Origin of the sequence: Blautia sp. HCP3S3_D9, assembly GCF_052063845.1 — a bacterium.
Classification (GTDB): Bacteria; Bacillota; Clostridia; order Lachnospirales; family Lachnospiraceae; genus Blautia_A.
This window is the reverse complement of record NZ_JBQHWS010000026.1, coordinates 1-23,554: the sequence shown is the minus strand read 5'-3', so window position 1 is coordinate 23,554 and position 23,554 is coordinate 1. Positions and strand designations below refer to the sequence as shown.

The window sequence follows — 23,554 nt, the reverse complement described above, 5'->3', positions numbered from 1 at the left end:
AGAGGAGAAAGATATTATGAGTGAAAAGCTTAGAGTCGGTATTTTAGGTGCTACAGGTATGGTAGGTCAGAGATTCATCTCCCTGCTTGAGAATCATCCGTGGTTTGAAGTTGTAACTGTAGCTGCAAGTCCAAGAAGTGCGGGAAAAACATACGAAGAAGCAGTAGGCGGAAGATGGAAAATGGACACTCCAATGCCAGAGGGTGTTAAGAATCTTATCGTAATGAACGTAAATGAAGTAGAGAAAGTTGCTGCAACAGTTGACTTTGTATTCTCTGCTGTAGATATGTCAAAAGAAGAGATCAAGAAGATTGAAGAAGAATATGCAAAGACAGAAACACCGGTTGTTTCCAATAACAGTGCCCACAGATGGACACCGGACGTACCGATGGTAGTGCCGGAAATCAACCCGGAACACTTCGATGTAATCGAATCCCAGAAGAAACGTCTCGGAACAACACGCGGATTTATCGCTGTTAAACCAAACTGCTCTATCCAGAGTTACGCTCCTGTATTAACTGCATGGAAAGAGTTCGAGCCATATGAAGTAGTTGCTACTACATACCAGGCAATCTCCGGAGCAGGTAAAACATTCAAAGACTGGCCGGAAATGGTTGGAAACATCATTCCATACATCGGAGGCGAGGAAGAGAAGAGTGAGAAAGAGCCGTTAAGAATCTGGGGTAAAGTAGAAGATGGTGTGATAAAACCTGCTACAGAACCAGTTATCACATGCCAGTGCATTCGTGTACCGGTACTGAACGGACATACAGCAGCCGTATTCGTTAAATTCCGTAAGAACCCGACGAAAGAACAGCTTATCAAAGCATTGGTAGAGTTCAAAGGACTTCCACAGGAATTAGAACTTCCAAGCGCTCCGAAGCAGTTCATCCAGTACTTAGAAGAGGACAACCGTCCACAGGTAACAGAGGATGTAAACTTCGAACACGGCATGGGAGTATCTGTAGGACGTCTTCGTGAAGATACTGTATATGACTGGAAATTCGTAGGACTTTCCCACAACACAGTCAGAGGTGCAGCAGGCGGAGCAGTTCTCTGCGCTGAGACATTAAAAGCTAAGGGATATATCCAGGCGAAATAATTTATAAAAAGTAATGAAAGAGGTGTCGGTGCCGGCACCTCTTTTTTTGTACCGTAAAAAGAGTATTGTCTTTAGAATGGTTAATTGACTGAGTGTAGATTGAGAATATCTGCCGAACAGGAGATAGAGTTTGCAAAAATGTGTCTGGTAAGTTAGAATAGGAACACATATGATAGAGAGGATATGATTGGTCATGAAAGAAAAGGTATTGACAACAGTAGTAACGTTTGGAACTACTACTCAGGCAATTGCCATGGAACGGGAGTGTAAGAAAACTGGATTTACAGGCAGACTCATTCCCGTTCCAAGAGAGATATCTGCCTCCTGCGGTCTTGCGTGGAAATGCGGAGAACAGAGCGAGGAAGAAACCACTTCTTATATGAAAGAACAGGATCTGGAATATGAGAAGATTTATAGGATTCTCATATAAATCTTCTGGATTTATCGGATTATCCAATATATAATAGAACCTCAGTGTTTTGACGGATATGTGAATCCATGATACAATTAAATTCAGAATCTCTATTTGGAGAGATTTTGAGCATTGAATTTAACTGGGGTGAATAAACTTATGGGAAACGAAACAGATAAAAATAAAGTACGTCTCACACAGCTCGCCAGCGCAGCCGGATGCGGCGCAAAGATCGGTCCTAAAGTCTTGGCACAGGTAGTGGGCAAACTTCCGAAATTTACAGATCCGATGCTTCTGGTAGGCCCGGAGACATCGGACGATGCAGCAGTATACAAAATCAACGATGAGCTGGCAATGATCCACACCGTAGATTTCTTTCCGCCGGTAGTAGATGATCCGTACATGTACGGCCAGATCGCAGCGGCCAATGCGCTGAGTGATGTGTATGCAATGGGTGGTGTACCGAAGCTGGCATTAAATGTCGTAGCATTTCCAAACTGCCTTGGTCCGGAAGTATTGGAACAGATCCTGCGCGGTGGTGCGGATAAGGTTATGGAGGCCGGAGCAGTCCTTGCTGGCGGTCACACCATCAATGACAAAGAACCGAAATACGGACTCTGCGTAACGGGCTACGTACATCCGGACAAAATGTGGAAAAACTACGGTGCCGAAGCAGGCGATATCCTCATCCTTACCAAACCACTGGGATGCGGAATCCTCAACACTGCTATTAAGGCAGAAATGGCATCTCAGGAAGAAATCGAGAGAGTCCAGAAGATCATGGCGAAGCTGAACAAATACGCAGCAGAGATCGCATCCAAATACACGATCCACAGCTGTACAGACGTAACCGGATTCAGCCTCGCAGGACACAGCCTGGAGATGGCAAAAGGCAGCCACAAGACTCTGGTGATCCAGTCTGAGAAACTTCCGATCATTGAGGGAGTAGAAGAATACGCGCAGATGGGATTAATTCCCGAAGGTGCATACAGAAACCGTGATTTCGCAGGCAGTGAAGTGCGAAGCGAGATCAAAGAGCTCTGGATGGAAGATCTGGTATTTGATCCGCAGACATCCGGTGGACTTCTGCTTGCAGTACCATCAGAAGAAGCTAATGCCCTTGCAGAAGAACTTTCAGGTATGGATATTTTTGGCGGCATTATTGGATATGTAACAGAGCGGCAGGAGAAAGCGGTTGTGTTTGAATAATAAAAATTTCAGCATTAATTTCAGATACTTGTATAATTTCAGAATTGAATAGATAACTACAAAGTTAAAGAAATTAAACTAAAAAATCTTCGGATATAATGAAACATAATTACAAATCCAAACAAATATTAAGAAATTGTTTGAATATTTTGGTTGTAGAACAGACATTGAAATGATATAATGTTCTCAATAAAATACATTGCGGAGGTGCAGTTATGAATTACGAAGATGTACAGAAAGTGTCAAACGCGGCGAAAGCCAAGAGTAATCTGGTAAACACCAATTTTTTCAAGTACTTTATCCGTGCGATCATGGCAGGCTTTTTTATTGATATGGCCATGATCTACAGTAATGTAGTTGGAAACGTCTTCTCCAAGACCATGCCTGAATGGGGAAAATTTGTGGGGGCGTTGGTATTCTCCATTGCAGTGCTTTTGATCAGCTTCGTAGGCGGCGAACTTTTTACCGGAAACAATATGGTAATGGCATTTGGAGCCTATGACAAACAGGTAAGCTGGAAAGAAGCAGGTAAGGTATGGGGCGTAAGCTACATTGGAAACTTTGTCGGATGTGCGATCTTTGCATTGATTTTTGTATGGGCAGGAGCATCCGGAACAGCAGATTATTTTGCAGGATTTATCGGAAACAAGCTGAGTATTCCGCTTGGACAGATGTTTTTCAGAGCAGTGCTCTGTAACTTCTTTGTATGCCTTGGTGTACTCTGCGGAATGAAATTAAAGAGTGATGCAGGAAGATTTCTGATGATCACCATGTGTATCTCAGGATTCGTTGTAAGTGGATTTGAGCACTGCATCGCAAACATGGGAATCTTTGTTACCGCATATTGCCTGATACCTGGATTATCCATCGGAGCCATGGTCAAGAGCATGGTAGTAGTAACATTAGGAAATATGGTAGGCGGCGCCTTGTTGCTGGCATGGCCGCTTAGAAAGATGAGTGCAGATAAATAATATGTCAAAAGCTTTATACATAGCCGAAAAGCCCAGTGTGGCACAGGAATTCGCAAAAGCTTTGAAAATCAACGGACAAAGACGGGATGGCTACCTGGAATCTCAGGACAGCGTGGTGACCTGGTGTGTCGGACACCTGGTCACCATGAGCTACCCGGAAAAATATGATATCAAATATAAAAGGTGGAGTTTAGATACCCTGCCTTTTTTGCCGCGCGAATTTAAATATGAAGTAATCCCAGGTGTACAGAAGCAGTTCGAGATTGTAAAAGGGCTGCTTAACCGTGAGGACGTGGACACTATTTATGTGTGTACCGACTCCGGGCGTGAGGGAGAATATATCTACCGCCTGGTCGCACAGATGGCAGGCGTTCATGGAAAAAAAGAAAAGAGAGTCTGGATCGACTCTCAGACAGAAGAAGAGATCATGCGAGGAATCAGAGAGGCAAAGGATCTGTCAGCCTATGACAATCTTTCTGCTTCAGCCTATCTTCGGGCGAAAGAAGACTATCTCATGGGAATCAATTTTTCCCGTGTACTGACCCTGCGTTATGGAAACAGTGTGTCGAATTATTTAAATACGAAGTATCAGGCTATTTCCGTAGGAAGAGTTATGACCTGCGTACTTGGGATGGTAGTGCGAAGAGAGCGTGAGATCCGTGCATTTGTGAAAACACCGTTTTACCGCGTACTCAGCAGCATTGCCCTTGAGGGAGAAAACTTTGAGGGAGAGTGGAGAGCTGTCGAAGGCAGCAGATATTTCCAGACTCCTTATCTGTATAAAGAGAATGGATTTAAAGAGAAAGCGTATGCGGAGAAATTGATTCAGGAGTTATCCGTAAATCAGCCGTTGCAGTGTATTGTAGAAAAAGTAGAGCGAAAGAAAGAGAATAAGAATCCGCCGTTGTTGTTTAACCTGGCGGAGCTTCAGAATGTCTGCTCCAAACTGTTCAAGATCAGCCCGGATGAGACATTAAAGATTGTACAGGAACTGTATGAAAAGAAACTGGTCACTTATCCGAGAACCGATGCCCGTGTGTTATCAACTGCTGCAGCAAAGGAGATTTACAAAAATATCTCCGGCCTGCGTAATTATGAACATACAGCAGAGATCGCACAGCACATTATCGAGCAGGGCAATTATAAAAATCTGGCGAAGACCAGATATGTCAACGATAAGCAGATTACCGACCATTATGCGATCGTACCAACTGGTCAGGGATTGAATGCGTTAAAGAGTGTATCTCTTACCGCGCAGCGTGTATATGAAACAATTGTCAGAAGATTTGTGTGCATTTTCTATCCGCCTGCCGTGTATCAGAAAGTCAGTCTTGTGACAAAAATCCAAAATGAAAGTTTCTTTTCCTCATTTAAAGTACTGCTGGATGAAGGATACTTAAAAGTTGCCACAAATTCTTTTGCGAAGCGAAAAGCAGCAGATGCTATGAGTGGTGGAAACCGAACTGGTGCAGCAGGGAATAATGGAAGTGATGATGCAGATTCAGATAACGGAAAGAATGGTTCAGACGATTCTTCGGAAGATATGGCATGTGACAGCAGACTCCTTGCTGCGTTGCAGAACCTGAAAAAAGGTGATATACTTTCCGTGGACGGCCTGAGTATCAAAGAGGGTGAGACATCACCGCCGAAGCGTTACAATTCCGGTTCGATGATCCTTGCAATGGAAAATGCCGGACAGCTTATTGAGGACGAAGAACTCCGTGCTCAGATTAAGAGCTGCGGAATCGGCACCAGCGCCACCAGAGCAGAAATTCTTAAGAAACTGGTTAATATCAAATATCTGTCGTTGAATAAGAAAACACAGGTGATCACACCGACCCTTCTGGGAGAGATGATTTTTGACGTGGTAAACTGTTCTATCAGGCAGTTGTTGAATTCGGAGCTTACGGCAAGCTGGGAGAAAGGTCTTAATTATGTAGCCGAGGGAAGCATCACGGAACAGGAGTATATGGATAAACTGGAACATTTTATCCGTATCAGGACCAAACAGGTAGAGGAAAGTAATTTTCAGCCATATCTGCGTCAGTTTTTTGATGCTGCAGCAGTGAACTATAAAGATTCAACTGCCAAAACCGGGACGAAAACGGCAGGCAGAACAACAGCAGGAACAAGTCGTTCACGTACTTACAGGAAAACGGCAGATAAAAAGTAGTGTTGCAGCTTTCAGATTATAATCTGAAGCCGAAAACAGAGGCTTAATGAAAATTATCGTATAGCAAGAGAAAAGAGGAAAATATTATGTTAAAAGATTTTACAATTGCAAATCTTCTGGATTTAAATGAAACAATCGCAAAGGATTTATTCGAAGGAAAGACCTATCCGTGGGAAGTATTACCAGAGATTGGCGATTTCATCATGAAACTCGGACAGACTTTGAGAGAAGAAGAATATGACCATCCGTCAGAAGACGTGTGGATCGCAAAGAGTGCAAAAGTAGCACCGACAGCCTGCATCAATGGACCAGTTATTATTGGCAAAGAGGCAGAGGTACGTCATTGCGCATTTATTCGTGGTAAGGCAATCGTAGGTGAGGGGGCAGTGGTAGGAAACTCTACAGAGCTGAAAAATGCGGTGCTCTTTAACAAAGTACAGGTTCCGCATTACAATTATGTAGGTGATGCTGTTCTTGGTTATAAATCCCATATGGGTGCAGGTTCCATTTGTTCTAATGTAAAATCTGACAAGAAACTGGTAGTTGTAAAAGATGGCGATGAAAAGATTGAAACAGGTCTGAAAAAATTTGGCGCAATGCTTGGCGACAATGTAGAAGTTGGCTGCGGTTCTGTATTAAATCCAGGAACAGTGATCGGACGTTGCTGCAATATTTATCCGCTCTCCTCAGTAAGAGGATGTGTACCTGCAAATCACATTTACAAATCAAGAACAGAAGTTGTTGAGAAACAGTGAAAAAGATATTAAAACAGATTTTTGTCATAGCAGTGTCATTTATGGTGATACTGCTCCTGACTTCTGCTGCGTATGGGGCTTCGAATATTGCTGCAGAGGCTGAAATAACCATGGAAAAAGGAAAAGTCTGTGACAGGACAGGAAATCTGTATACAGGATGGTATACAAAGAACAGACAGCGTTATTATGCGGAAAATGGTAAACGGATCAAAGGATGGAAAAAGATTGGAAGACAATATTACTATTTTGAATCCGATTATGCTCTGGCAAGAAATAAGATCGTAGGTTCCAGATCCAGAGGATACTATTATGTAGACAGAGCCGGAGTCAGAGTTACATCAACTGAGGTAAAACTGGCGGTGGATTTTGTGATGAAGAATTCAAATCCGGGTTCCAGACAAAGGGCACGACTGAGGCAGTGTTTTGACGCATTGAGAAAATACCCATATCTGAATAAAGGGGATACGCCGCCTGGTGTTTCGCAATTGCCGTCTTATGCCCGGTTTATGTTTACCAGACATTGTGGTGATTGCTATTATTATGGAGTAACCATGGCATATATTGCCCGGGTTCTTGGATATGACAGCAGGGTTGCAGTGGGAGCTGTAACAGCCTGGGGACCGACACATCCCCTGTCCCCGCATGGATGGTGCGAGGTACGTGTTGATTCAGGATGGAAAATGATAGACTGCAGTATGCAGAATGGACATCTGGACGCCAACCTGTTTTTTGTGGCAAGAAACAAATACCCGTATAGACTCAGATGCGATAAGACATATGCATTAGAGATAGATGGCGGTAAAGTAAACTGGAAATAATAAAAGATGCAATAGAGATAAGATATGCTTGATATCTTTCTTTCTTGCATCTTTTTATTTTGGTCAGCTTATGTAAGCCTATTGTTTATATCGGTCTGCCCTGTATTTTATATGCGTTTTAACCCAATCAGGTAAGCCCCCTGCTTTAATTGCGAATATCCGCCGGACATCAGGACAGAAATAAGATTTTTCTGAGGATTACCAAAATGATGATATGTACCGGATAGAACCAGTAAAAAACATATTTCAGAAATTTTCCTTTTATGAATCCACGTTCGCCATTGTACATATTAATGGACAGAAATGCAAAACATGCTTTCCATTCGTAATACAGCCAGCAGCTTCCAATGATTGCCCGAGCGGTTTTTTCATTGCGAAACCAGTACATGATCAGCAGGAATACAAATCCACGCCATCCGTAATCTGCCTTCAGGAATATTGAAACGGCCAGCAGTGCCAGTATACACAGGAACTGCATCTTCTGGTTATCCCAGAAATATTCCAGTGCACAGAAAGCCAGATATCCCAGAAACAGAGTAAAGAATACATTCTGCTTCTCGTATCTCCAGGTGTTGGTAAACATGAAGTTCCACGGAATCTCAGAGATACATGCAAACACAAGTAGGTTCAGCCCGTATTTCTTACGGTCATGGGTATGCAGAAATCCTTCCACCAGAAGAAAACAGAAGATGGGAAATGCGGCTCTTCCGATATCACGAAAAATGCGATACCAGCTGTAATCTATTCCACCAAAATGAAAAAGAGTCGCAGTTGTGGCAGGATAATTATACAGGATCATCAATCCGGTATGATCGATGAGCATCAGAATAATAGCAATTAATTTCAAGACGCTTCCACTCAGAATCCGGAATTTCTCCGGGAGAAAGGAAGCTGGTAATTGTGTTGTCATAACAGAAATCCTTTCTTAAAAATAAGATTAAAATTTAACGAGAAATGATTTTTCAAACACGCTCTGGTACATTGTATCATAAAATTATATACTTCGCTATTTAACAGAAAGAGATTTTTGGCGGGGATTTATTAAAATTTACCAAAACATTGCATAAGAAGATGTCTGTGCAGCAAAAAAATTAAAGATAGTTAAAAATTTTACAAATTATGACTGGACGAATCACCACTTTTGTGAGAAAATAATACTAGGTTGTTAGGCATACTCCTCTGAAGTAATTCAGCAGACTTCAGAGATTTACATTGTATGGTTCATTCAGCAGTTCCGTACAGTGACGGGTATAACAACATGAAGTTAATCTATACTTGAAAGGAGTTTTACAATGATTTATTCACGCGAAGTAGAAGAAATGTGCCCAGTTGCACAGGGCGTTCATCATGGCGCCGCTCCAATCCCAGAAGAAGCTAAATGGGTACAGGCAAAAGAAGTCAAAGATATTTCCGGTCTTACACACGGTGTTGGCTGGTGTGCACCACAGCAGGGTGCCTGCAAGCTTACATTAAATGTTAAAGAAGGTATCATCCAGGAAGCACTGGTTGAGACTATCGGATGTTCAGGTATGACTCACTCTGCAGCTATGGCTTCCGAGATTCTTCCGGGACTTACAGTTATGGAGGCACTGAACACTGACTTAGTTTGTGATGCGATTAACACAGCTATGAGAGAACTTTTCCTTCAGATCGTTTACGGACGTACACAGTCTGCATTCTCAGAAGACGGACTTCCGGTAGGCGCCGGACTCGAGGACCTTGGTAAAGGACTTCGCTCTCAGGTTGGTACAATGTATGGAACTCTGAAAAAAGGACCTCGTTACCTTGAAATGGCAGAAGGTTATGTAACAGGTATTGCTCTTGATGCAGATGATGAGATCATCGGATATCAGTTCGTAAGCCTTGGAAAAATGACTGATTTCATCAAAAAAGGCGATGACCCGAATACTGCATGGGAAAAAGCAAAAGGTCAGTACGGCCGTGTTGCAGACGCTGTTAAAATTATCGACCCAAGAAAAGAATAATTTAGGAGGTAACAGGAAATGGCTTTATTTGAATCATATGAGAGACGAATTGACAAGATCAATTCTGTTTTAAACAGCTATGGCATTGCTTCTATCGAAGAAGCTGAGAAAATTACAAAAGACGCAGGTCTTCACGTATACGATCAGATCAAAGGCATTCAGCCAATCTGTTTCGAAAACGCTTGCTGGGCATATACAGTAGGTGCTGCAATCGCAATCAAAAAAGGATGTAAAAAAGCAGCAGACGCAGCAGCAGCTATCGGTGAAGGTCTTCAGGCATTCTGTATTCCTGGATCCGTTGCTGACACACGTAAAGTAGGTCTTGGACATGGTAACCTTGGCAAAATGCTTCTTGAAGAAGAAACAGAGTGCTTCTGCTTCCTGGCTGGACATGAGTCCTTCGCAGCAGCTGAAGGTGCTATCGGTATCGCTGAGAAAGCTAACAAAGTTCGTCAGAAACCATTACGTGTTATCCTGAACGGTCTTGGAAAAGATGCAGCTCAGATCATTTCCCGTATCAACGGCTTTACATATGTAGAGACAGAATACGACCCATACAAGAACGAAGTTAAAGAAGTATTCAGAAAAGCATACTCCGAAGGACTTCGTGCAAAAGTTAACTGCTACGGCGCTAACAGCGTTCCGGAAGGTGTTGCTATCATGTGGAAAGAAGACGTTGACGTTTCTATCACAGGTAACTCCACAAACCCGACACGTTTCCAGCATCCGGTTGCAGGTACATACAAGAAAGAACGTCTTGAAGCAGGTAAGAAATACTTCTCAGTTGCTTCCGGTGGCGGTACAGGACGTACCCTTCACCCGGACAACATGGCAGCAGGTCCAGCTTCCTACGGTATGACAGATACATTAGGACGTATGCACTCTGATGCACAGTTCGCTGGTTCTTCTTCCGTACCGGCTCACGTAGAAATGATGGGTCTCATCGGCGCTGGTAACAACCCGATGGTTGGTATGACAGTTGCAGTAGCTGTTTCTATTGAAGAAGCTGCTAAAGCTGGTAAATTCTAATATCAGAATATAGATTTTGATCTTAATAAAGTAAGATTTGTGTCCAGACAGGTTTAATAGCAGACACATTATTAGCTGAAAAAGCTGGTGGTGTGTCTGCTTTTTTACATTTGGAAATAAAAAAGTCTATTTTCAGATCATCACAGGAGAAGCAAACTCCTGTGGATGATATCTGAAAATCGACTTTTATGTTTATGATGTGTCTGTTGTGAGTAAAAAGAATGAAATTATTATCCCATGTAAACAGTCACATGATATTCTTTCTTTCCTTTTTCAAATGGAATCAGGCAGCCTTCATATTCTTTGCCGTCTACAACCACTTTCTTAACACCCTTTTGAACGTTATCCGGGTTCTTTACTTCGATGTGGTAAACGGCATCGCGGAATGTTCTGGTAAGTGTGAAATCACCAAATCCTTCCGGGATACATGGATTGATGCAAAGTCCATCGTAGGATGGCTGTACACCCAGGATAGCCTGAGACAGGTTCCAGAAAGTCCATGCTGCGGTACCGGTCAGCCAGCTGTTTTTTGCCTGACCATGGAAAACTGCGTCAGCGCCTGCGACCATCTGTGAATATACATATGGCTCTGTGCAGTGGATTTCACTGATATTTTCAATATAAGACGGGCAGGTTTTTTTATAGATTTCGAAAGCTCTGTTGCCGCGTCCGATCACAGTCTCTGCGATGGAAACCCATGGGTTATTGTGGCAGAAGATACCTGCATTTTCTTTATATCCCGGTGGGTAGGAGGAAATTTCTCCAAGGTTCAAATAATACTGGGTGTAAGCCGGCTGAAGGATCATAATGCCATATTTGGTATCCAGACGTTTTTTGACAGAATCCAGAGCTTTCTCTGCCAGACCTTCTTTGACACCGATTCCTGCCATAACACAGAAGCCCTGCGGCTCAATGAAAATCTGACCTTCTTTGCATTCTTTGGAACCGACTTTCTTAGATTCTGCATCATATGCACGGACAAACCATTCTCCGTCCCAGCCTGCATCCAGAATTGCCTGATACATGGCGTCGACTTCTTTTTCAGCTTTATCAGCAGCAGCGGTATCGCCTATATGACGGCTGATTTCTGCAAATTCTTTACCATATTTTACAAACATACCGGCGATAAATACAGATTCGGCAACCGGTCCTTCAGATGGTCCTGTAGTCTGGAAAGATTCTCCTGGTTCTGTGGAGAAGCAGTTCAGATTCAGGCAGTCATTCCAGTCTGCGCGTCCGATCAGCGGAAGTTTGTGCGGTCCGAGGTGAGTAGCTGTGTATTCAAAAGAACGGCGCAGATGCTCATACAGAGGAGCTGCTTTTTCTTTCTGGTTATCAAAGTCAACCATTTCGTTTAAGATAGAGAAATCACCGGTTTCTTTTAAGTAAGCGGAAACCGCTGCGATCAGCCATAACGGATCATCGTTGAATCCGCTTCCGATATCCAGGTTGCCTTTCTTGGTAAGCGGCTGATACTGGTGATAAGCACTTCCGTCCTCGAACTGGGTGGCTGCGATATCCAGGATACGTTCTCTTGCACGTTCAGGAATCAGATGTACGAAACCGAGCAGATCCTGACAGGAATCACGGAATCCCATTCCACGGCCGGTACCGGATTCATAATAAGAAGCAGAACGTGACATGTTAAAGGTAACCATACACTGATACTGATTCCAGATATTTGCCATACGGTTTACATGCTCATCGTTACTTTCTACATGATAACGTGAGAGTAATTTATCCCAGTAAGCATTCAGCTCTGCAAATGCAGTGTCAACCTGTTCAGTTGTCTGGAACTGTTCAAGGATTTTGTGTGCGCCGTCTTTGCGGATTACATTCGGAGCCACGAATTTCTGATCCTGCGGATTTTCACTGTAGCCAAGAACGAAAATAAAGTCCTTGGATTCTCCGGCAGAAAGTGTTATATTAATCTGGTGGCTTGCGATTGGATACCAGCCGCTTGCCACGGAATTTCTTGCTTTATTTTCTTTTACAGCAGCAGGAAAAGCGTTTCCGTTATTCATACCAAGAAAAGCATCTCTGCTTGTATCAAAACCATCAACCGGGCTGTTTACGCTGAAGAAACTGTAATGTCTGCGGCGTTCACGATATTCTGTTTTGTGATAAATCGTACTGCCTTCGAGTTCCACTTCTCCGATACTTAAATTTCTCTGGAAGTTTGTGCTGTCATCGACTGCGTTCCAGAGACAGAATTCTACATAAGAGAAAAGAGAAAAGGTTTTCGGAGTGTCGGTTGTGTTGGTAAGAGTCAGTTTGTTGATCTCACAGGTAGTATTTACCGGGACAAAAGCAAGAAGATCTGCTTTTAATCCGTTTTTGGAAGAAAGAAAACGGCTGTAGCCGATTCCGTGATGGCATTCATAAGAATCCAGAGGCGTCTTTGATGGCATGCTGCCTGGATTCCAGATGTCTTCTCCGTCATGGATGTAGTAATATTTTCCGTTGGAGTCTGCCGGAATGTTGTTGTAACGATAACGGGTGATACGAAGAAGTTTGGCATCTTTGTAGAAACTGTATCCACCGCAGGTGTTGGAGATCAGTGAAAAGAAGTCCTGAGAACCCAGATAATTGATCCATGGCAGTGGAGTATCTGGTGTGGTGATGACGTATTCTTTGGCATTGTCATCAAAATAACCGAATTTCATAAAATATCCTCTTGTTTTTGCTGGAATTGTTTGGAATATACAGAAAATTCAAACACGAAAACGAATAAGTTTAGACTAAAACAAACGATCATCGTGGCGATTACTGCTATTTGTCCCTAGTATAGCGGAAGAAAACGAGAAAATCAACTGTTTTGAATAAAAATAAGTAGCCAAAATCAAAGGATGATTTTCGTTAAAATGATGAATGGTCTTTGTGATAAAAGGAAAATATGAAGGCGAAAAATTGTGCAGCCATACGAAATGTATGAAAAATGCACAAAGAAATCGCCTTACAGCTTGAAAAATTGTGCGAGTAGTTATATAATGAAAACATAAAAATGTACGAAAACGTTTACGAAAATTTTAGGAAAGATTGAGGCACGCCTATGGTATCAATGAAAGAGATTGCAAAGAAGTGTAATGTTTCAGTGGCGAGTGTCAGCAAAGCACTGAACGGTTATTCTGATATCAGTGAAGAAACAAGGAAATTTATCCTGAAAACGGCTTCGGAAATGGGCTATCTGCCTAATTCTTCGGCAAGAACGCTGAAGACCAAGAGAAGCTACAATCTTGGAGTGATGTTCGTGGATGAAGCGGCCAGCGGACTTACCCATGATTATTTTAATCATGTGCTGGAGAGTTTTAAGAGAACGGCAGAGGAGAGAGGTTACGATATCACTTTTACAAGCGGGAAAATTTCCGGACAGAAGCTGAGTTACTATGAGCACTGCCGTTACAGAGGAGTAGACGGAGTTGTAGTTGCCTGCGTGGATTTTTATGCAGATGAGGTGCAGGAACTGATCCGGTCAGATATTCCGGTGGTTACCATCGACCATGTATTTGATGGAAATATTGCGGTTGTTTCCAATAACAGTCAGGGCATGGAGGATCTTGTCACCTATGTTTACCAGCAGGGACACAGAAGAATTGCCTATATTCACGGCGATAATACTTCTGTGACAAGAATCCGGCTTACAAGTTTTCACAGAACCCTGCAGAGAATGGGAGTGGACACTCCGGATGAATATATTAAAGAAAGTCCATACAGAGATGCGGACAGTGCAGCGAAAGCAACGGGAGAACTTCTGGATCTTCCGAATCCGCCGACCTGTATCCTTTATCCGGATGATTACGCGGCGATCGGAGGGATCAATGAGATCAGAGAAAGAGGACTTCGGATTCCGGAGGATATTTCCATTGCGGGATATGATGGAATTACCATTGCGAAGATACTGGAGCCGAAACTGACCACACTCTGTCAGGATACAGCGGCGATCGGCAGGATCGCGGCGGAGAAGCTGATCGATCTGATCGAGAATCCGAAGACAACACTGGTTGACAGATTTACAGTGGATGGTACTTTGTTTAAAGGAGCATCTGTACAGCAGTTGTTATAGGAGAAAAGAATTTTTACAGGGGCAGGATTTTTGAAGCTTTTGGGGAACATGTTTTGTATACTGTAAAAGTATACTGCTGCAGAGAGGATGGGACAGCAGCGAATAAGAAGTTACTGTGCATGGAATCAACAGTAACAATAAAATAGAATCAGGAGTTAAAAACTAAATATGGATTATCAGTCAATTGTAACATTTGTTATGGAAATGGCAGGGTCAGTGGCATTTGCCGCTTCAGGAGCCATGGTAGGCGTAGAACGGAATATGGATATTTTCGGCGTCAGCGTTCTGGGAGTGGCAACAGCAGTAGGAGGAGGGATGATCAGGGATATTGTTCTGGGAGTGATCCCTCCGGCTGTATTTACGAATCCCGTGTATGCGCTGGTGTCAGTGCTTACTTCCTGCATTGTTTTCTTTATCTTTTATTTCAAGAGAGAACTGCTGCAGGGACACAGACGGGAAACCTATGATAAAATTATGCTGGCGATGGATTCTGTCGGGCTGGGGATTTTTACAGTAGTAGGAGTAAATACGGGAATCCACCAGGGATATATGGACAATGCATTCCTGCTTGTATTCCTTGGAACCATCACAGGAGTAGGCGGCGGTCTGCTCAGAGACATGATGGCAAGTGTACCGCCGTATATTTTTGTAAAGCATATCTATGCCTGTGCGTCGATTATTGGTGCAATCGTGTGTGTTTATATGAATCGGTTTGTTGGAAATGTGGAAGCTATGATCGTATCTTCAATCGTGGTAGTGCTGATCCGTTATCTGGCAGCACATTACCACTGGAATCTGCCGAGGCTGTCACCACATGAACGAAAATAAAAAAGAGAATTCCGGAGTCATATTTCTCCGGAATTCTCTTTTTCTGTATGTTTTGCAAGAACTTTTTCAGTTTTTATTTTCGATAAGCTGGATTCGTTTTCTGTTATAGACCAGATGAAGATACATGGCATCCTGTGCGCGGAGAGGATCGTGGGCTGCGATGGCATCTGCAATCTCACGATGCGTTTCAATTGTTTCGGTATGAAGAGTATTTCCGGTGGTCTCCACAAAAAGAGGAATAGAGCTGTTGATCACCGGGATCAGCCGCGGAACCACAACGTTCTTACTGCTCAGGGCAATTGCAGCGTGAAACTCAATATCCTTTTGTGTATGATCTTCATGATTATTCAGTAACACCTCTACTTCATCGCAGAGAGCGGTGATTTTTTTTATGTCTTTTTCTTCTGCATTCGTAGCTGCCATAGCTGCTATGGAAGGTTCCAGTAGGAAACGTACCTCCAGAAGATCATGGATCAGCTTCTGTTTATTTCCGATAAAGGTAAAACCCAGAGGATCTTCAACCATTCCCGGAGAAGAAGCGATATAAGTGCCGGAACCCTGGCGTATGGTAACAATGTTTCTTGAAGCAAGTAGCTTCATGGCCTCCCGGACAGAACTTCTTCCTGCGTTCAGACGCTCAGAAAGAATCGTTTCATTAGGAAGCTTGTCTCCGGGCTGCAGGTTCTCTTCTAATATAAGTGAAATAATGTCTTCCGAGATTTTCTGTGGAAGACTTTTTTCTTCTGATGAATTCGTCATATGATTTACTCCGTTTCTAACTCTGAAATTTCTTAATCTTTATGATAATGTGTTTCGTAATGAATGTCAAAGTGATAATATGCACAAAAATTTAGATAAAATTCCATATTGCATTTTGGGAGAAGAGAATATATGATAAATACATCAGATGAATTGAAGAGCGAAAAGCGAAAAAACAAGTAAATTCAGAAGAAAAACAGAAAATAGGTCAGATGTATTTGAGAAAAAACAGAAAAACATCAGATGAATCAAGGAGGTAAAAGGAAAAATGGAAGAAACAACTTTTGTGGCAGATCCCATGAGATTAATGATCGCAGCAGCAGTAGGAATCATCGTACTACTGGTACTGATCATCAAGTTCAAACTTCATCCGGTTTTGTCAATGATGATTTCAGCCATTATCATCGGAGCAGGTGCAGGAATGCCCCTTACCATGATTTCCGACACAGTAGAAAAGGGTGTTGGAAAAACACTTCAGGGCATTGCGCTTCTGGTAGGTCTTGGCTCTATGTTTGGAGGAATCCTGGAAGTAAGCGGTGGCGCACAGAGGATTGCGGAGACACTGATCCATAAATTTGGTCAGAAAAAAGCAGGATGGGCACTGGGACTTACAGGACTGGTAATCGGAACCACAGTATTCTTTGAAGCAGGAGTTGTGGTACTGATCCCGCTGGCATTCAGTGTTGCGAAACAGACAAAAAAATCAACTCTGTATTATGCAATCCCCCTTCTGTCAGGTCTTGCCAGTGGTTACGCTTTTGTACCGCCGTCAGCCGGATCTGTACTTGTGGCAAACGCGCTTGGTGTAAACCTGGGAACCATGATCATGGTCGGAATTCCTACAGCATTAATCTGTATGCTGGTTTCCGGTATTATCTGGGGCGGATTTATCGGAAATAAGATTTTTACAGAGCTTCCTGCCAATGTAGGCGAGATCAAAGATGACGGAAAAGAACTGCCATCCTTTGGACTGGTACTTGGTGTGATCCTCATACCTCTTGTTCTGATCCTTCTCAGTACCTTATCAAAATATATGCCGCTTCCGGCAGGTGTACAGGATGTATTGGGATTCCTTGGAAAACCATTCCTGGCACTGACAATTGCAACTCTGGCTGCAATGTATTTCCTGGGAATCCGCAGAGGCTTCTCAGGTGCACAGTTAAAGAAAATCCTGGATCACTCCCTCAGACCTGTAGGTATGATCCTTCTGGTTATTGCCAGTGGCGGTGTGATCCGTTGGATGCTGCAGGATTCCGGACTTGGAAACATCATCGGACCTGCTCTTGAGAAAAGCGGACTTCCGCTGATCCTGATCGCATTTTTCATTGCTATTCTTGTCCGTGCTTCTGTGGGAAGCTCCATCGTAGCAATGACAATGGCATCCGGAATTATGGCAACCATGCCGGCAGTTATGGATACAAGTATGCTCTACAGAGCAGCAATGTGCTGCGCTATCTGTGGAGGTGCCACAGCTCTGAGCCATGTAAATGATGCAGGATTCTGGCTTGTAGGAACCTTCCTTGAGATCGACGAGAAGACAACACTGAAATCCTGGACGATCATGGAGACACTGATCGGTTTCACAGCACTGATTGTAAGCCTGGTTATTTCGATTTTTGCATAGGAGGCAGAGAGAATGGTAAAGATACCGGTTTATTTAAGAGATATGTATGATGCGAAACATCTGGTACAGATTGCAGAGAGCTGCAGAGGTGACGTAGATCTGCTCTGTGGCAGATATGTGGTAGATGCCAAGTCCATGCTTGGGGTCTTCAGTCTGCCGACCTTTGAACAGGTGGAAATAGGTGTAGGAGAAGAAGAAGCAGAATTCGTCAGAGAAAAGCTGGAAAGCCTGAATCTGATTCGAAAATAAATGATATCAGAGTCAAAATACCTTTTGATTCTAACAGTATAAAATTACAGGAGGAAAAAATCATGCAGTTAAAAAGTCAGGAAATGAGAAAACTTGCACCGGAGCTTGATCCGCTGCGTATTGGTACAGGATGGAAGAAAGAAGACCTGGGAAAAGTACAGGTTATGGTAGAGAGTACATACGGAGACAGCCATCCTGGAAGTGGACATCTGAACATTCTTGTGGAAGAGGTTCGCAAGGGAATTGCTGAGGAAGGCGGATTTGGTGCCCGTTATCACTGCACAGATATCTGTGACGGAGAAAGCCAGGGTACAGATGGAATTAACTATAGTCTTGCCAGCCGTGAAATGATCGCAAATATGATTGAAATTCATGCAAATGCAACACCATTTGATGCAGGAGTTTATCTCTCCAGCTGTGATAAGGGTGTACCCGGAAATCTGATGGGACTTGCAAGAGTTAATATTCCGTCTGTATTTGTACCGGGCGGAACTATGAATGCAGGACCGGAAATGCTGACTCTGGAACAGCTTGGAATGTACAGCGCTAAATTTGAACGTGGCGAAATTGACGAAGAGAAGCTTGACTGGGCAAAATGTAATGCCTGCCCAAGCTGTGGTGCATGCTCTTTTATCGGAACAGCATCTACAATGCAGATCATGGCAGAAGCACTGGGACTTGCACTTCCGGGTACAGCACTGATGCCATCCACAAGTCCGGATCTTCTGGCTTTTGCAAGAGAAGCAGGAAGACAGGCTGTAAGAATCGCACAGATGGAAAATATGCGTCCTTCTGATATTGTAACAATGGACAGCTTTGAGAATGCAATCCTTGTACATGCAGCAATCTCCGGAAGTACAAACTGTCTGCTTCATCTTCCTGCAATTGCTCATGAATTTGGCATTGAGATCACAGGAGACACCTTCGACAGACTCCACAGAAATGCAAGATATCTTCTGGATGTTCGTCCTGCAGGACGCTGGCCTGCAGAATGTTTCTACTATGCAGGCGGTGTACCGGCAATCATGGAAGAGATCAAAGAGCATCTCCATCTGGATGTCATGACAGTTACAGGCAAGACTCTGGGTGAAAACCTTGAAGAGCTGAAGAACAACGGATTCTATGAGAAATGTGAGAAGTGGCTTCAGGAATTTAACAAACGATACAATGTAAATCTTACAAAAGAAGATATTATCCGTCCATATGATAAAGCAATCGGAACAGATGGAAGTATTGCAATCCTTCGTGGAAACCTGGCACCGGAAGGTGCAGTGATCAAACATACTGCATGCCCGAAGGAAATGTTTAAATCCGTTCTTCGCGCAAGACCTTTTGACAGCGAGGAAGAATGCCTGGATGCAGTACTGAAACATAAGGTTCAGAAAGGTGATGCTATATTTATCCGTTACGAGGGACCGAAAGGAAGCGGAATGCCGGAAATGTTCTATACTTCCGAAGCAATCAGCAGTGATAAAGAACTTGGAAAGAGCATTGCCCTGATCACTGACGGCCGTTTTTCAGGTGCATCTACAGGTCCGGTTATCGGACATTGCAGCCCGGAGGTTGTTGACGGAGGCCCTATTGCACTGGTAGAAGAAGGCGACCTGATCGAAATCGATGTTATGGAAAGAAAATTAAATATCATCGGAATCGCAGGAGAGCGCAAGTCCATGGAAGAAATCGATGAGATTCTTGCAGAAAGACGTAAAAACTGGAAACCAAGAGAAGCAAAATACAAAAAAGGTGTGTTGCGTCTTTTCAGCCAGCATGCAGCAAGCCGAATGTGGCCCTTTCCCTTGCAAATCTTGGAATTGATGCATCATTTTTTACAGTTGTGCCGGATAACAGTCTGGGCAAAAGTGCTGTGCGTATGATGCGGAGCAATGATGTAAACTGTGACAGCATTGTTTATTCTACAGAAGAAGAGACACCTACTCATCGTCTGGGAACCTATTATCTGGAAACCGGATATGGAATCCGCCCAAGCAAGGTAGTTTATGACAGAAAACACAGTGCATTTTCTGAGTATGATTTCAGTAAGACAGATGTGAAAAAACTGCTGGAAGGTTATACATGGCTTCATTTAAGCGGCATCACTCCTGCCCTTGGAAAAAGCTGCAGGGAACTGATCCTGACCTGTCTGAAAACTGCAAAGGAAAGCGGTATGACAGTCAGCTTTGACGGAAACTTCAGAAGCACCTTATGGAGCTGGGAAGAAGCAAGAGATTTCTGTACACTTTGTCTGCCGTATGTGGATGTTCTTTTTGGAATAGAACCTTATCATATCTGGAAAAATAAAGAGGATCATGGAGCCGGAGATGTGAAGGACGGTGTTCCTTTCCAGCCAAACTGTGAAGAACAGAAAAAAGTATTTGAAGCTTTTGTGGAGAGATATCCAAATATCAAATGCATTGCGAGACATGTGAGATTTGCACACAGCTGCAGTGAGAACAGTCTTTCTGCTTATCTGTGGAAAGATGGAGAAATCTATGAAAGCAGACGTCTGACTTTCCACATTCTGGACAGAGTGGGAGGCGGAGATGCATTTGTAAGCGGAATTATCTACGCACTGATGAATGATTACACACCTGAGGATACAGTAAACTTCGGTGTTGCTGCAAGTGCAGTGAAGCATACGATCCATGGAGACGGAAATATTACAGATGACGTTTCCCTGATCAGACATGTAATGGAAATGAATTTTGATATTAAGAGATAAAACATCAGGATTTATGGATGAGATTCGATAACAACATTATGAAAGGTGAGAAAATTCGAATGAAAGATTTAGCAGAAAGATTTCATGAAGTGGGAGTTGTCCCTGTAGTAGTTCTGGAAGATGCAAAGGATGCAGTGCCGCTTGCCCAGGCACTTGTAGAAGGAGGACTTCCATGTGCAGAAGTAACTTTCCGTACAGCGGCAGCAGAAGAGTCCATCCGTCTGATGGCTGAAAAGTTCCCGGAAATGCTGGTTGGAGCAGGAACTGTACTTACCACAGAGCAGGTGGATGCAGCTGTGAAAGCAGGTGCAAAGTTTATTGTAAGTCCTGGTTTTGATCCGGAGATTGTAGACTATTGCCTGAAAAAAGAGATTCCTGTTTTACCGGGATGCATTTCCCCTTCTGAAGTAGCACAGGCAGTGAAACGCGGCCTGAAAACTGTAAAATTCTTCCCTGCAGAACAGGCAGGAGGAATTGCCATGATCAAAGCTATGGCAGCACCTTATACAGGAATTAAATTCATGCCTACAGGTGGAATTAATGCAAAGAATCTGGAGGATTATCTCTCCTTTGACAAGATCATATGCTGCGGCGGAAGCTGGATGGTAAAAGGAGATCTTGTAAAAGCAGGGGCATTTGACAAAATTAAAGAGCTGACAGCAGAAGCCAGAAATCTGGTTGAATCTATCCGAAAATAATCGGTGCTGTTACACATATTCAACAGACAGGGACAGGAGTCGTTTAGGATTTCCTGTCCCTTCGTTATGTTTCGGTTATGAGCAAGTAGTGCAAATTACGCTTAAACGGAATGCCAGTTCCGCTACTGCAAAACGGCTATTCCATTTTTAACGGTACGAAGTACTACAAGACGGCTGCACAAAAAGCATTGATACAGTCAGGGGCATAAAATACTAACCTTATATCTCATAAAACGCTGTAAATGTACGATGTAAACCCCAATGTAAAGCATGATATACGCAATAATTGGTGGCTGCAACCGTACTTTTTTTATACAATCAGGTCAACAAATACGAAAGGAAGCAGAGGATATGAATATGATTACACTAAAAGATGCGGATTCATTATCTTTGTGATTTTTATATTCCCTCTGTACTGGATGGTAGTTACAGCATTAAAAACACAGGTGGAAATCTTTGAGATCCCCACACCATTATGGCCGAGAAATCTCTCTCTTGATGCATTTAAAGCACAGCTTTCCGCATCCAGTGATACTACACTCCGTGGATTTAAAAACAGTACGATCATCGCTGTTGGAGCAACCATTATTTCCACTGTTTTATCCATACCTGCATCATATGGTCTGGCAAGATTCCGCTTCCGTGCAAAAAAAAGCTATGATTCTGTTCTTCCTGATCACACAGATGCTTCCATCCACTTTGGTGCTGACATCCTTATATATTATGTTCTCAAAAATCGGACTGTTAAATACATACTGGGCACCAATCCTGGCAGATGCCACACTTGGTATTCTTTTCAGTATTATCATTCTGAGAACCTATTTCCTGTCCATCCCGAAGGAACTGGATGAGGCGGCAAACATTGACGGCTGTGGACACTGGAAATCCTTCTTCCTGATCATGCTTCCAATTGCAAAGCCGGGTGTAGTGGTTGTAGCAGTATTCTCATTCGTATATGCATGGGGCGACCTGATCTATGGTATTACATTTATCACAAACCCGAACATGAGACCAATCACATCTAGTATTTATAATTATGTACAACAATATCAGACACTGTGGAACTCCACAATGGCATTTGGTATCATTGCAATATCCCCTGTTGTATTGATTTTTATCTTCATGCAGAGATACATTGTCAGTGGATTGACAAACGGAGCTGTAAAAGCGTAAAGGAGAAAAAAATATGAGAGCAAATTCATTGGACTTAAAAAAAATTTCCATCCAAGATCCATTCTGGTCCAAGCACGTTGACCTTGTAAGAAATGCGATCATCCCGTATCAGTGGGAGGCAATGAATGACAGAATCCCGGATGCAGAATCCAGCCACTGTCTGGAAAACTTTAAGATTGCAGCAGGAAGAACGAAAGGTGATTTTTACGGAGCGGTTTTTCAGGACACAGACGTTGCAAAATGGCTGGAAGCAGTAGGATTTTCCCTTGCCTGCTATCCGGATGAAGCGCTGGAAAAAACAGCAGATGAAGTAATTGATCTGATCGCAGACGCACAGTGTGAGGACGGATACATCAATACCTATTTTACAATCAAAGAGCCGGACAAACGCTGGACAGATCTCTGCGAAGGTCATGAATTATATACAGCCGGACATCTGATGGAAGCAGCGGTTGCCTACTATGAGGGGACCGGAAAGAGAAAATTCCTGGACTGTATGTGCAGATTTGCAGATCTGATCTGTGATACCTTTGGAATGGAAGAAGGTAAAATACACGGATATCCGGGACATGAGGAAGTGGAAATCGGCTTGATCAAACTTGCAAGAGTAACTGATAATCTGAAATATCTGAAGCAGGTAAAATACTTTATAGATGCCAGAGGTGTGGGAGAAAACTATTTCATGAAAGAAATGAGCCGCCCGGATTATAAACTGATCTTCCCTGAATTTGTAGATTACACTCCGGAGTATTCTCAGTCACACCTGCCTGTCAGAGAGCAGACAACAGCAGAAGGACATGCTGTACGTACCGTTTATCTGTACTGTGCAATGGCAGATCTGGCAGAAGCCTATCAGGATGAGGGGCTTTTAAATGCATGCATGCTCAAAAAGCTTATCAATACCGAGTTTGCTTACGAATTCTTTGATAAGAAGTAAGCCTGCATCGGAGGATAAATCACCTCCATCGAAATTAATTTTAATCTGTC

The 23,554-nt window shown here is 43.1% G+C and carries 20 protein-coding genes and 3 pseudogenes; 18 read left to right on the top strand and 5 right to left on the bottom strand.

The features are described 5' to 3' along the window. The first annotated feature begins 16 nt into the window (after positions 1–16). The 7 genes from asd (at position 17) to ACTNES_RS07335 (ending at position 7,440) form a co-directional block, all read left to right on the top strand. A complete protein-coding gene (asd, locus tag ACTNES_RS07365; RefSeq protein ID WP_119233950.1) occupies positions 17–1,102 on the top strand; it encodes an aspartate-semialdehyde dehydrogenase in 1,086 nt (361 codons plus the stop codon). Positions 1,103–1,295: 193 nt separating this feature from the next. Then, positions 1,296–1,532: a DUF3343 domain-containing protein gene (locus ACTNES_RS07360; protein WP_216459433.1), complete on the top strand. Its 237-nt coding sequence runs from the start codon at positions 1,296–1,298 to the stop codon at positions 1,530–1,532. 141 nt (positions 1,533–1,673) lie between these two features. Then, entirely contained in the window at positions 1,674–2,723 is a 1,050-nt protein-coding gene (gene selD, locus ACTNES_RS07355; RefSeq protein ID WP_291804698.1) for a selenide, water dikinase SelD, read from the top strand. Positions 2,724–2,938: 215 nt separating this feature from the next. Further along, complete coding sequence (locus ACTNES_RS07350; RefSeq protein ID WP_291817499.1) at positions 2,939–3,694, top strand: formate/nitrite transporter family protein; 756 nt, start codon at positions 2,939–2,941, stop codon at positions 3,692–3,694. A gap of 1 nt (position 3,695) precedes the next feature. Beyond that, a complete protein-coding gene (locus ACTNES_RS07345; protein ID WP_291817501.1) occupies positions 3,696–5,867 on the top strand; it encodes a DNA topoisomerase in 2,172 nt (723 codons plus the stop codon). A gap of 86 nt (positions 5,868–5,953) precedes the next feature. After that, a complete protein-coding gene (locus ACTNES_RS07340; RefSeq protein WP_216459426.1) occupies positions 5,954–6,622 on the top strand; it encodes a UDP-N-acetylglucosamine pyrophosphorylase in 669 nt (222 codons plus the stop codon). Further along, a complete protein-coding gene (locus ACTNES_RS07335; protein WP_441039041.1) occupies positions 6,619–7,440 on the top strand; it encodes a transglutaminase domain-containing protein in 822 nt (273 codons plus the stop codon). Before ACTNES_RS07340 ends, ACTNES_RS07335 begins: the two co-directional genes overlap by 4 nt. 169 nt (positions 7,441–7,609) lie before the next feature. Here ACTNES_RS07335 and ACTNES_RS07330 read toward each other — a convergent pair whose 3' ends face one another. Further along, complete coding sequence (locus tag ACTNES_RS07330) at positions 7,610–8,350, bottom strand: TraX family protein (RefSeq protein ID WP_291817506.1); 741 nt, start codon at positions 8,348–8,350, stop codon at positions 7,610–7,612. 382 nt (positions 8,351–8,732) lie between these two features. Here ACTNES_RS07330 and ACTNES_RS07325 point away from each other — a divergent pair, with 382 nt between their 5' ends. Beyond that, positions 8,733–9,425 carry an iron-sulfur cluster assembly scaffold protein gene (locus ACTNES_RS07325; RefSeq protein WP_019161164.1) on the top strand — a complete coding sequence of 231 codons (693 nt, stop codon included), beginning with the start codon at positions 8,733–8,735 and terminating at the stop codon, positions 9,423–9,425. Between the two features lie 18 nt (positions 9,426–9,443). Continuing rightward, positions 9,444–10,454, top strand: coding sequence for a GGGtGRT protein (locus ACTNES_RS07320; RefSeq protein ID WP_291805630.1), 1,011 nt, complete (start codon positions 9,444–9,446; stop codon positions 10,452–10,454). Between the two features lie 230 nt (positions 10,455–10,684). On the opposite strand, the gene ACTNES_RS07315 is transcribed toward ACTNES_RS07320, so the two are convergent. Further along, positions 10,685–13,120 carry a GH36-type glycosyl hydrolase domain-containing protein gene (locus tag ACTNES_RS07315; RefSeq protein ID WP_291816758.1) on the bottom strand — a complete coding sequence of 812 codons (2,436 nt, stop codon included), beginning with the start codon at positions 13,118–13,120 and terminating at the stop codon, positions 10,685–10,687. A gap of 386 nt (positions 13,121–13,506) precedes the next feature. Here ACTNES_RS07315 and ACTNES_RS07310 point away from each other — a divergent pair, with 386 nt between their 5' ends. Together ACTNES_RS07310 and ACTNES_RS07305 are read left to right on the top strand one after the other, a co-directional pair. Continuing rightward, positions 13,507–14,517: a LacI family DNA-binding transcriptional regulator gene (locus tag ACTNES_RS07310; RefSeq protein WP_291805635.1), complete on the top strand. Its 1,011-nt coding sequence runs from the start codon at positions 13,507–13,509 to the stop codon at positions 14,515–14,517. Between the two features lie 168 nt (positions 14,518–14,685). Continuing rightward, a complete protein-coding gene (locus ACTNES_RS07305) occupies positions 14,686–15,345 on the top strand; it encodes a trimeric intracellular cation channel family protein (protein WP_216459415.1) in 660 nt (219 codons plus the stop codon). Positions 15,346–15,411: 66 nt separating this feature from the next. Here ACTNES_RS07305 and ACTNES_RS07300 read toward each other — a convergent pair whose 3' ends face one another. Next, on the bottom strand, positions 15,412–16,104 hold the full coding sequence (locus tag ACTNES_RS07300) for a FadR/GntR family transcriptional regulator (RefSeq protein ID WP_291805639.1): 693 nt from the start codon (positions 16,102–16,104) through the stop codon (positions 15,412–15,414). Between the two features lie 268 nt (positions 16,105–16,372). Between ACTNES_RS07300 and ACTNES_RS07295 the strand changes: the two genes are divergently transcribed. From ACTNES_RS07295 to ACTNES_RS07275, 5 genes and pseudogenes are all read left to right on the top strand, one after another. Continuing rightward, positions 16,373–17,728, top strand: coding sequence for a GntP family permease (locus ACTNES_RS07295; RefSeq protein WP_291816760.1), 1,356 nt, complete (start codon positions 16,373–16,375; stop codon positions 17,726–17,728). 12 nt (positions 17,729–17,740) lie between these two features. After that, positions 17,741–17,977, top strand: coding sequence for an HPr family phosphocarrier protein (locus tag ACTNES_RS07290; RefSeq protein ID WP_195284904.1), 237 nt, complete (start codon positions 17,741–17,743; stop codon positions 17,975–17,977). A 62-nt stretch (positions 17,978–18,039) separates the two neighbouring features. Further along, positions 18,040–19,761, top strand: a pseudogene (ilvD, locus tag ACTNES_RS07285) (dihydroxy-acid dehydratase); the annotation flags it as partial. Continuing rightward, positions 19,761–20,696, top strand: a complete 936-nt coding sequence (locus ACTNES_RS07280) for a sugar kinase (RefSeq protein WP_441039040.1) — start codon at positions 19,761–19,763, stop codon at positions 20,694–20,696. The pseudogene ilvD and the gene ACTNES_RS07280, both read left to right, overlap by 1 nt. 59 nt (positions 20,697–20,755) lie before the next feature. After that, positions 20,756–21,394, top strand: a complete 639-nt coding sequence (locus ACTNES_RS07275; RefSeq protein ID WP_291816765.1) for a bifunctional 4-hydroxy-2-oxoglutarate aldolase/2-dehydro-3-deoxy-phosphogluconate aldolase — start codon at positions 20,756–20,758, stop codon at positions 21,392–21,394. 361 nt (positions 21,395–21,755) lie between these two features. On the opposite strand, the gene ACTNES_RS07270 is transcribed toward ACTNES_RS07275, so the two are convergent. Further along, a complete protein-coding gene (locus ACTNES_RS07270) occupies positions 21,756–22,001 on the bottom strand; it encodes a hypothetical protein (protein ID WP_330636009.1) in 246 nt (81 codons plus the stop codon). A gap of 35 nt (positions 22,002–22,036) precedes the next feature. On the opposite strand from ACTNES_RS07270, the gene ACTNES_RS07265 reads away from it, so the two are divergent. Together ACTNES_RS07265 and ACTNES_RS07260 are read left to right on the top strand one after the other, a co-directional pair. Then, complete coding sequence (locus tag ACTNES_RS07265; RefSeq protein WP_331476612.1) at positions 22,037–22,567, top strand: carbohydrate ABC transporter permease; 531 nt, start codon at positions 22,037–22,039, stop codon at positions 22,565–22,567. Positions 22,568–22,580: 13 nt separating this feature from the next. Then, a pseudogene (locus ACTNES_RS07260) lies at positions 22,581–23,447 on the top strand (glycoside hydrolase family 127 protein); the annotation flags it as partial. Here the strand turns inward: ACTNES_RS07260 and ACTNES_RS07255 are convergent. Beyond that, a pseudogene (locus tag ACTNES_RS07255) lies at positions 23,445–23,554 on the bottom strand (transposase); the annotation flags it as partial. The pseudogenes ACTNES_RS07260 and ACTNES_RS07255 sit on opposite strands and share 3 nt — an antisense overlap.

Excerpts from the sequence above, each read along its gene's own strand:
- selD (WP_291804698.1), top strand. The coding sequence starts at position 1,674 with ATGGGAAACGAAACAGATAAAAATAAAGTACGTCTCACACAGCTCGCC.
- ACTNES_RS07325 (WP_019161164.1), top strand. The coding sequence starts at position 8,733 with ATGATTTATTCACGCGAAGTAGAAGAAATGTGCCCAGTTGCACAGGGC.
- ACTNES_RS07360 (WP_216459433.1), top strand. The coding sequence starts at position 1,296 with ATGAAAGAAAAGGTATTGACAACAGTAGTAACGTTTGGAACTACTACT.
- ACTNES_RS07290 (WP_195284904.1), top strand. The coding sequence starts at position 17,741 with ATGGTAAAGATACCGGTTTATTTAAGAGATATGTATGATGCGAAACAT.
- ACTNES_RS07305 (WP_216459415.1), top strand. The coding sequence starts at position 14,686 with ATGGATTATCAGTCAATTGTAACATTTGTTATGGAAATGGCAGGGTCA.
- ACTNES_RS07340 (WP_216459426.1), top strand. The coding sequence starts at position 5,954 with ATGTTAAAAGATTTTACAATTGCAAATCTTCTGGATTTAAATGAAACA.
- ACTNES_RS07330 (WP_291817506.1), bottom strand. The coding sequence starts at position 8,350 with ATGACAACACAATTACCAGCTTCCTTTCTCCCGGAGAAATTCCGGATT.
- ACTNES_RS07295 (WP_291816760.1), top strand. The coding sequence starts at position 16,373 with ATGGAAGAAACAACTTTTGTGGCAGATCCCATGAGATTAATGATCGCA.
- asd (WP_119233950.1), top strand. The coding sequence starts at position 17 with ATGAGTGAAAAGCTTAGAGTCGGTATTTTAGGTGCTACAGGTATGGTA.
- ACTNES_RS07270 (WP_330636009.1), bottom strand. The coding sequence starts at position 22,001 with ATGGATAAAACAGTGGAAATAATGGTTGCTCCAACAGCGATGATCGTA.
- ACTNES_RS07345 (WP_291817501.1), top strand. The coding sequence starts at position 3,696 with ATGTCAAAAGCTTTATACATAGCCGAAAAGCCCAGTGTGGCACAGGAA.
- ACTNES_RS07315 (WP_291816758.1), bottom strand. The coding sequence starts at position 13,120 with ATGAAATTCGGTTATTTTGATGACAATGCCAAAGAATACGTCATCACC.
- ACTNES_RS07350 (WP_291817499.1), top strand. The coding sequence starts at position 2,939 with ATGAATTACGAAGATGTACAGAAAGTGTCAAACGCGGCGAAAGCCAAG.
- ACTNES_RS07320 (WP_291805630.1), top strand. The coding sequence starts at position 9,444 with ATGGCTTTATTTGAATCATATGAGAGACGAATTGACAAGATCAATTCT.
- ACTNES_RS07310 (WP_291805635.1), top strand. The coding sequence starts at position 13,507 with ATGGTATCAATGAAAGAGATTGCAAAGAAGTGTAATGTTTCAGTGGCG.
- ACTNES_RS07300 (WP_291805639.1), bottom strand. The coding sequence starts at position 16,104 with ATGACGAATTCATCAGAAGAAAAAAGTCTTCCACAGAAAATCTCGGAA.
- ACTNES_RS07275 (WP_291816765.1), top strand. The coding sequence starts at position 20,756 with ATGAAAGATTTAGCAGAAAGATTTCATGAAGTGGGAGTTGTCCCTGTA.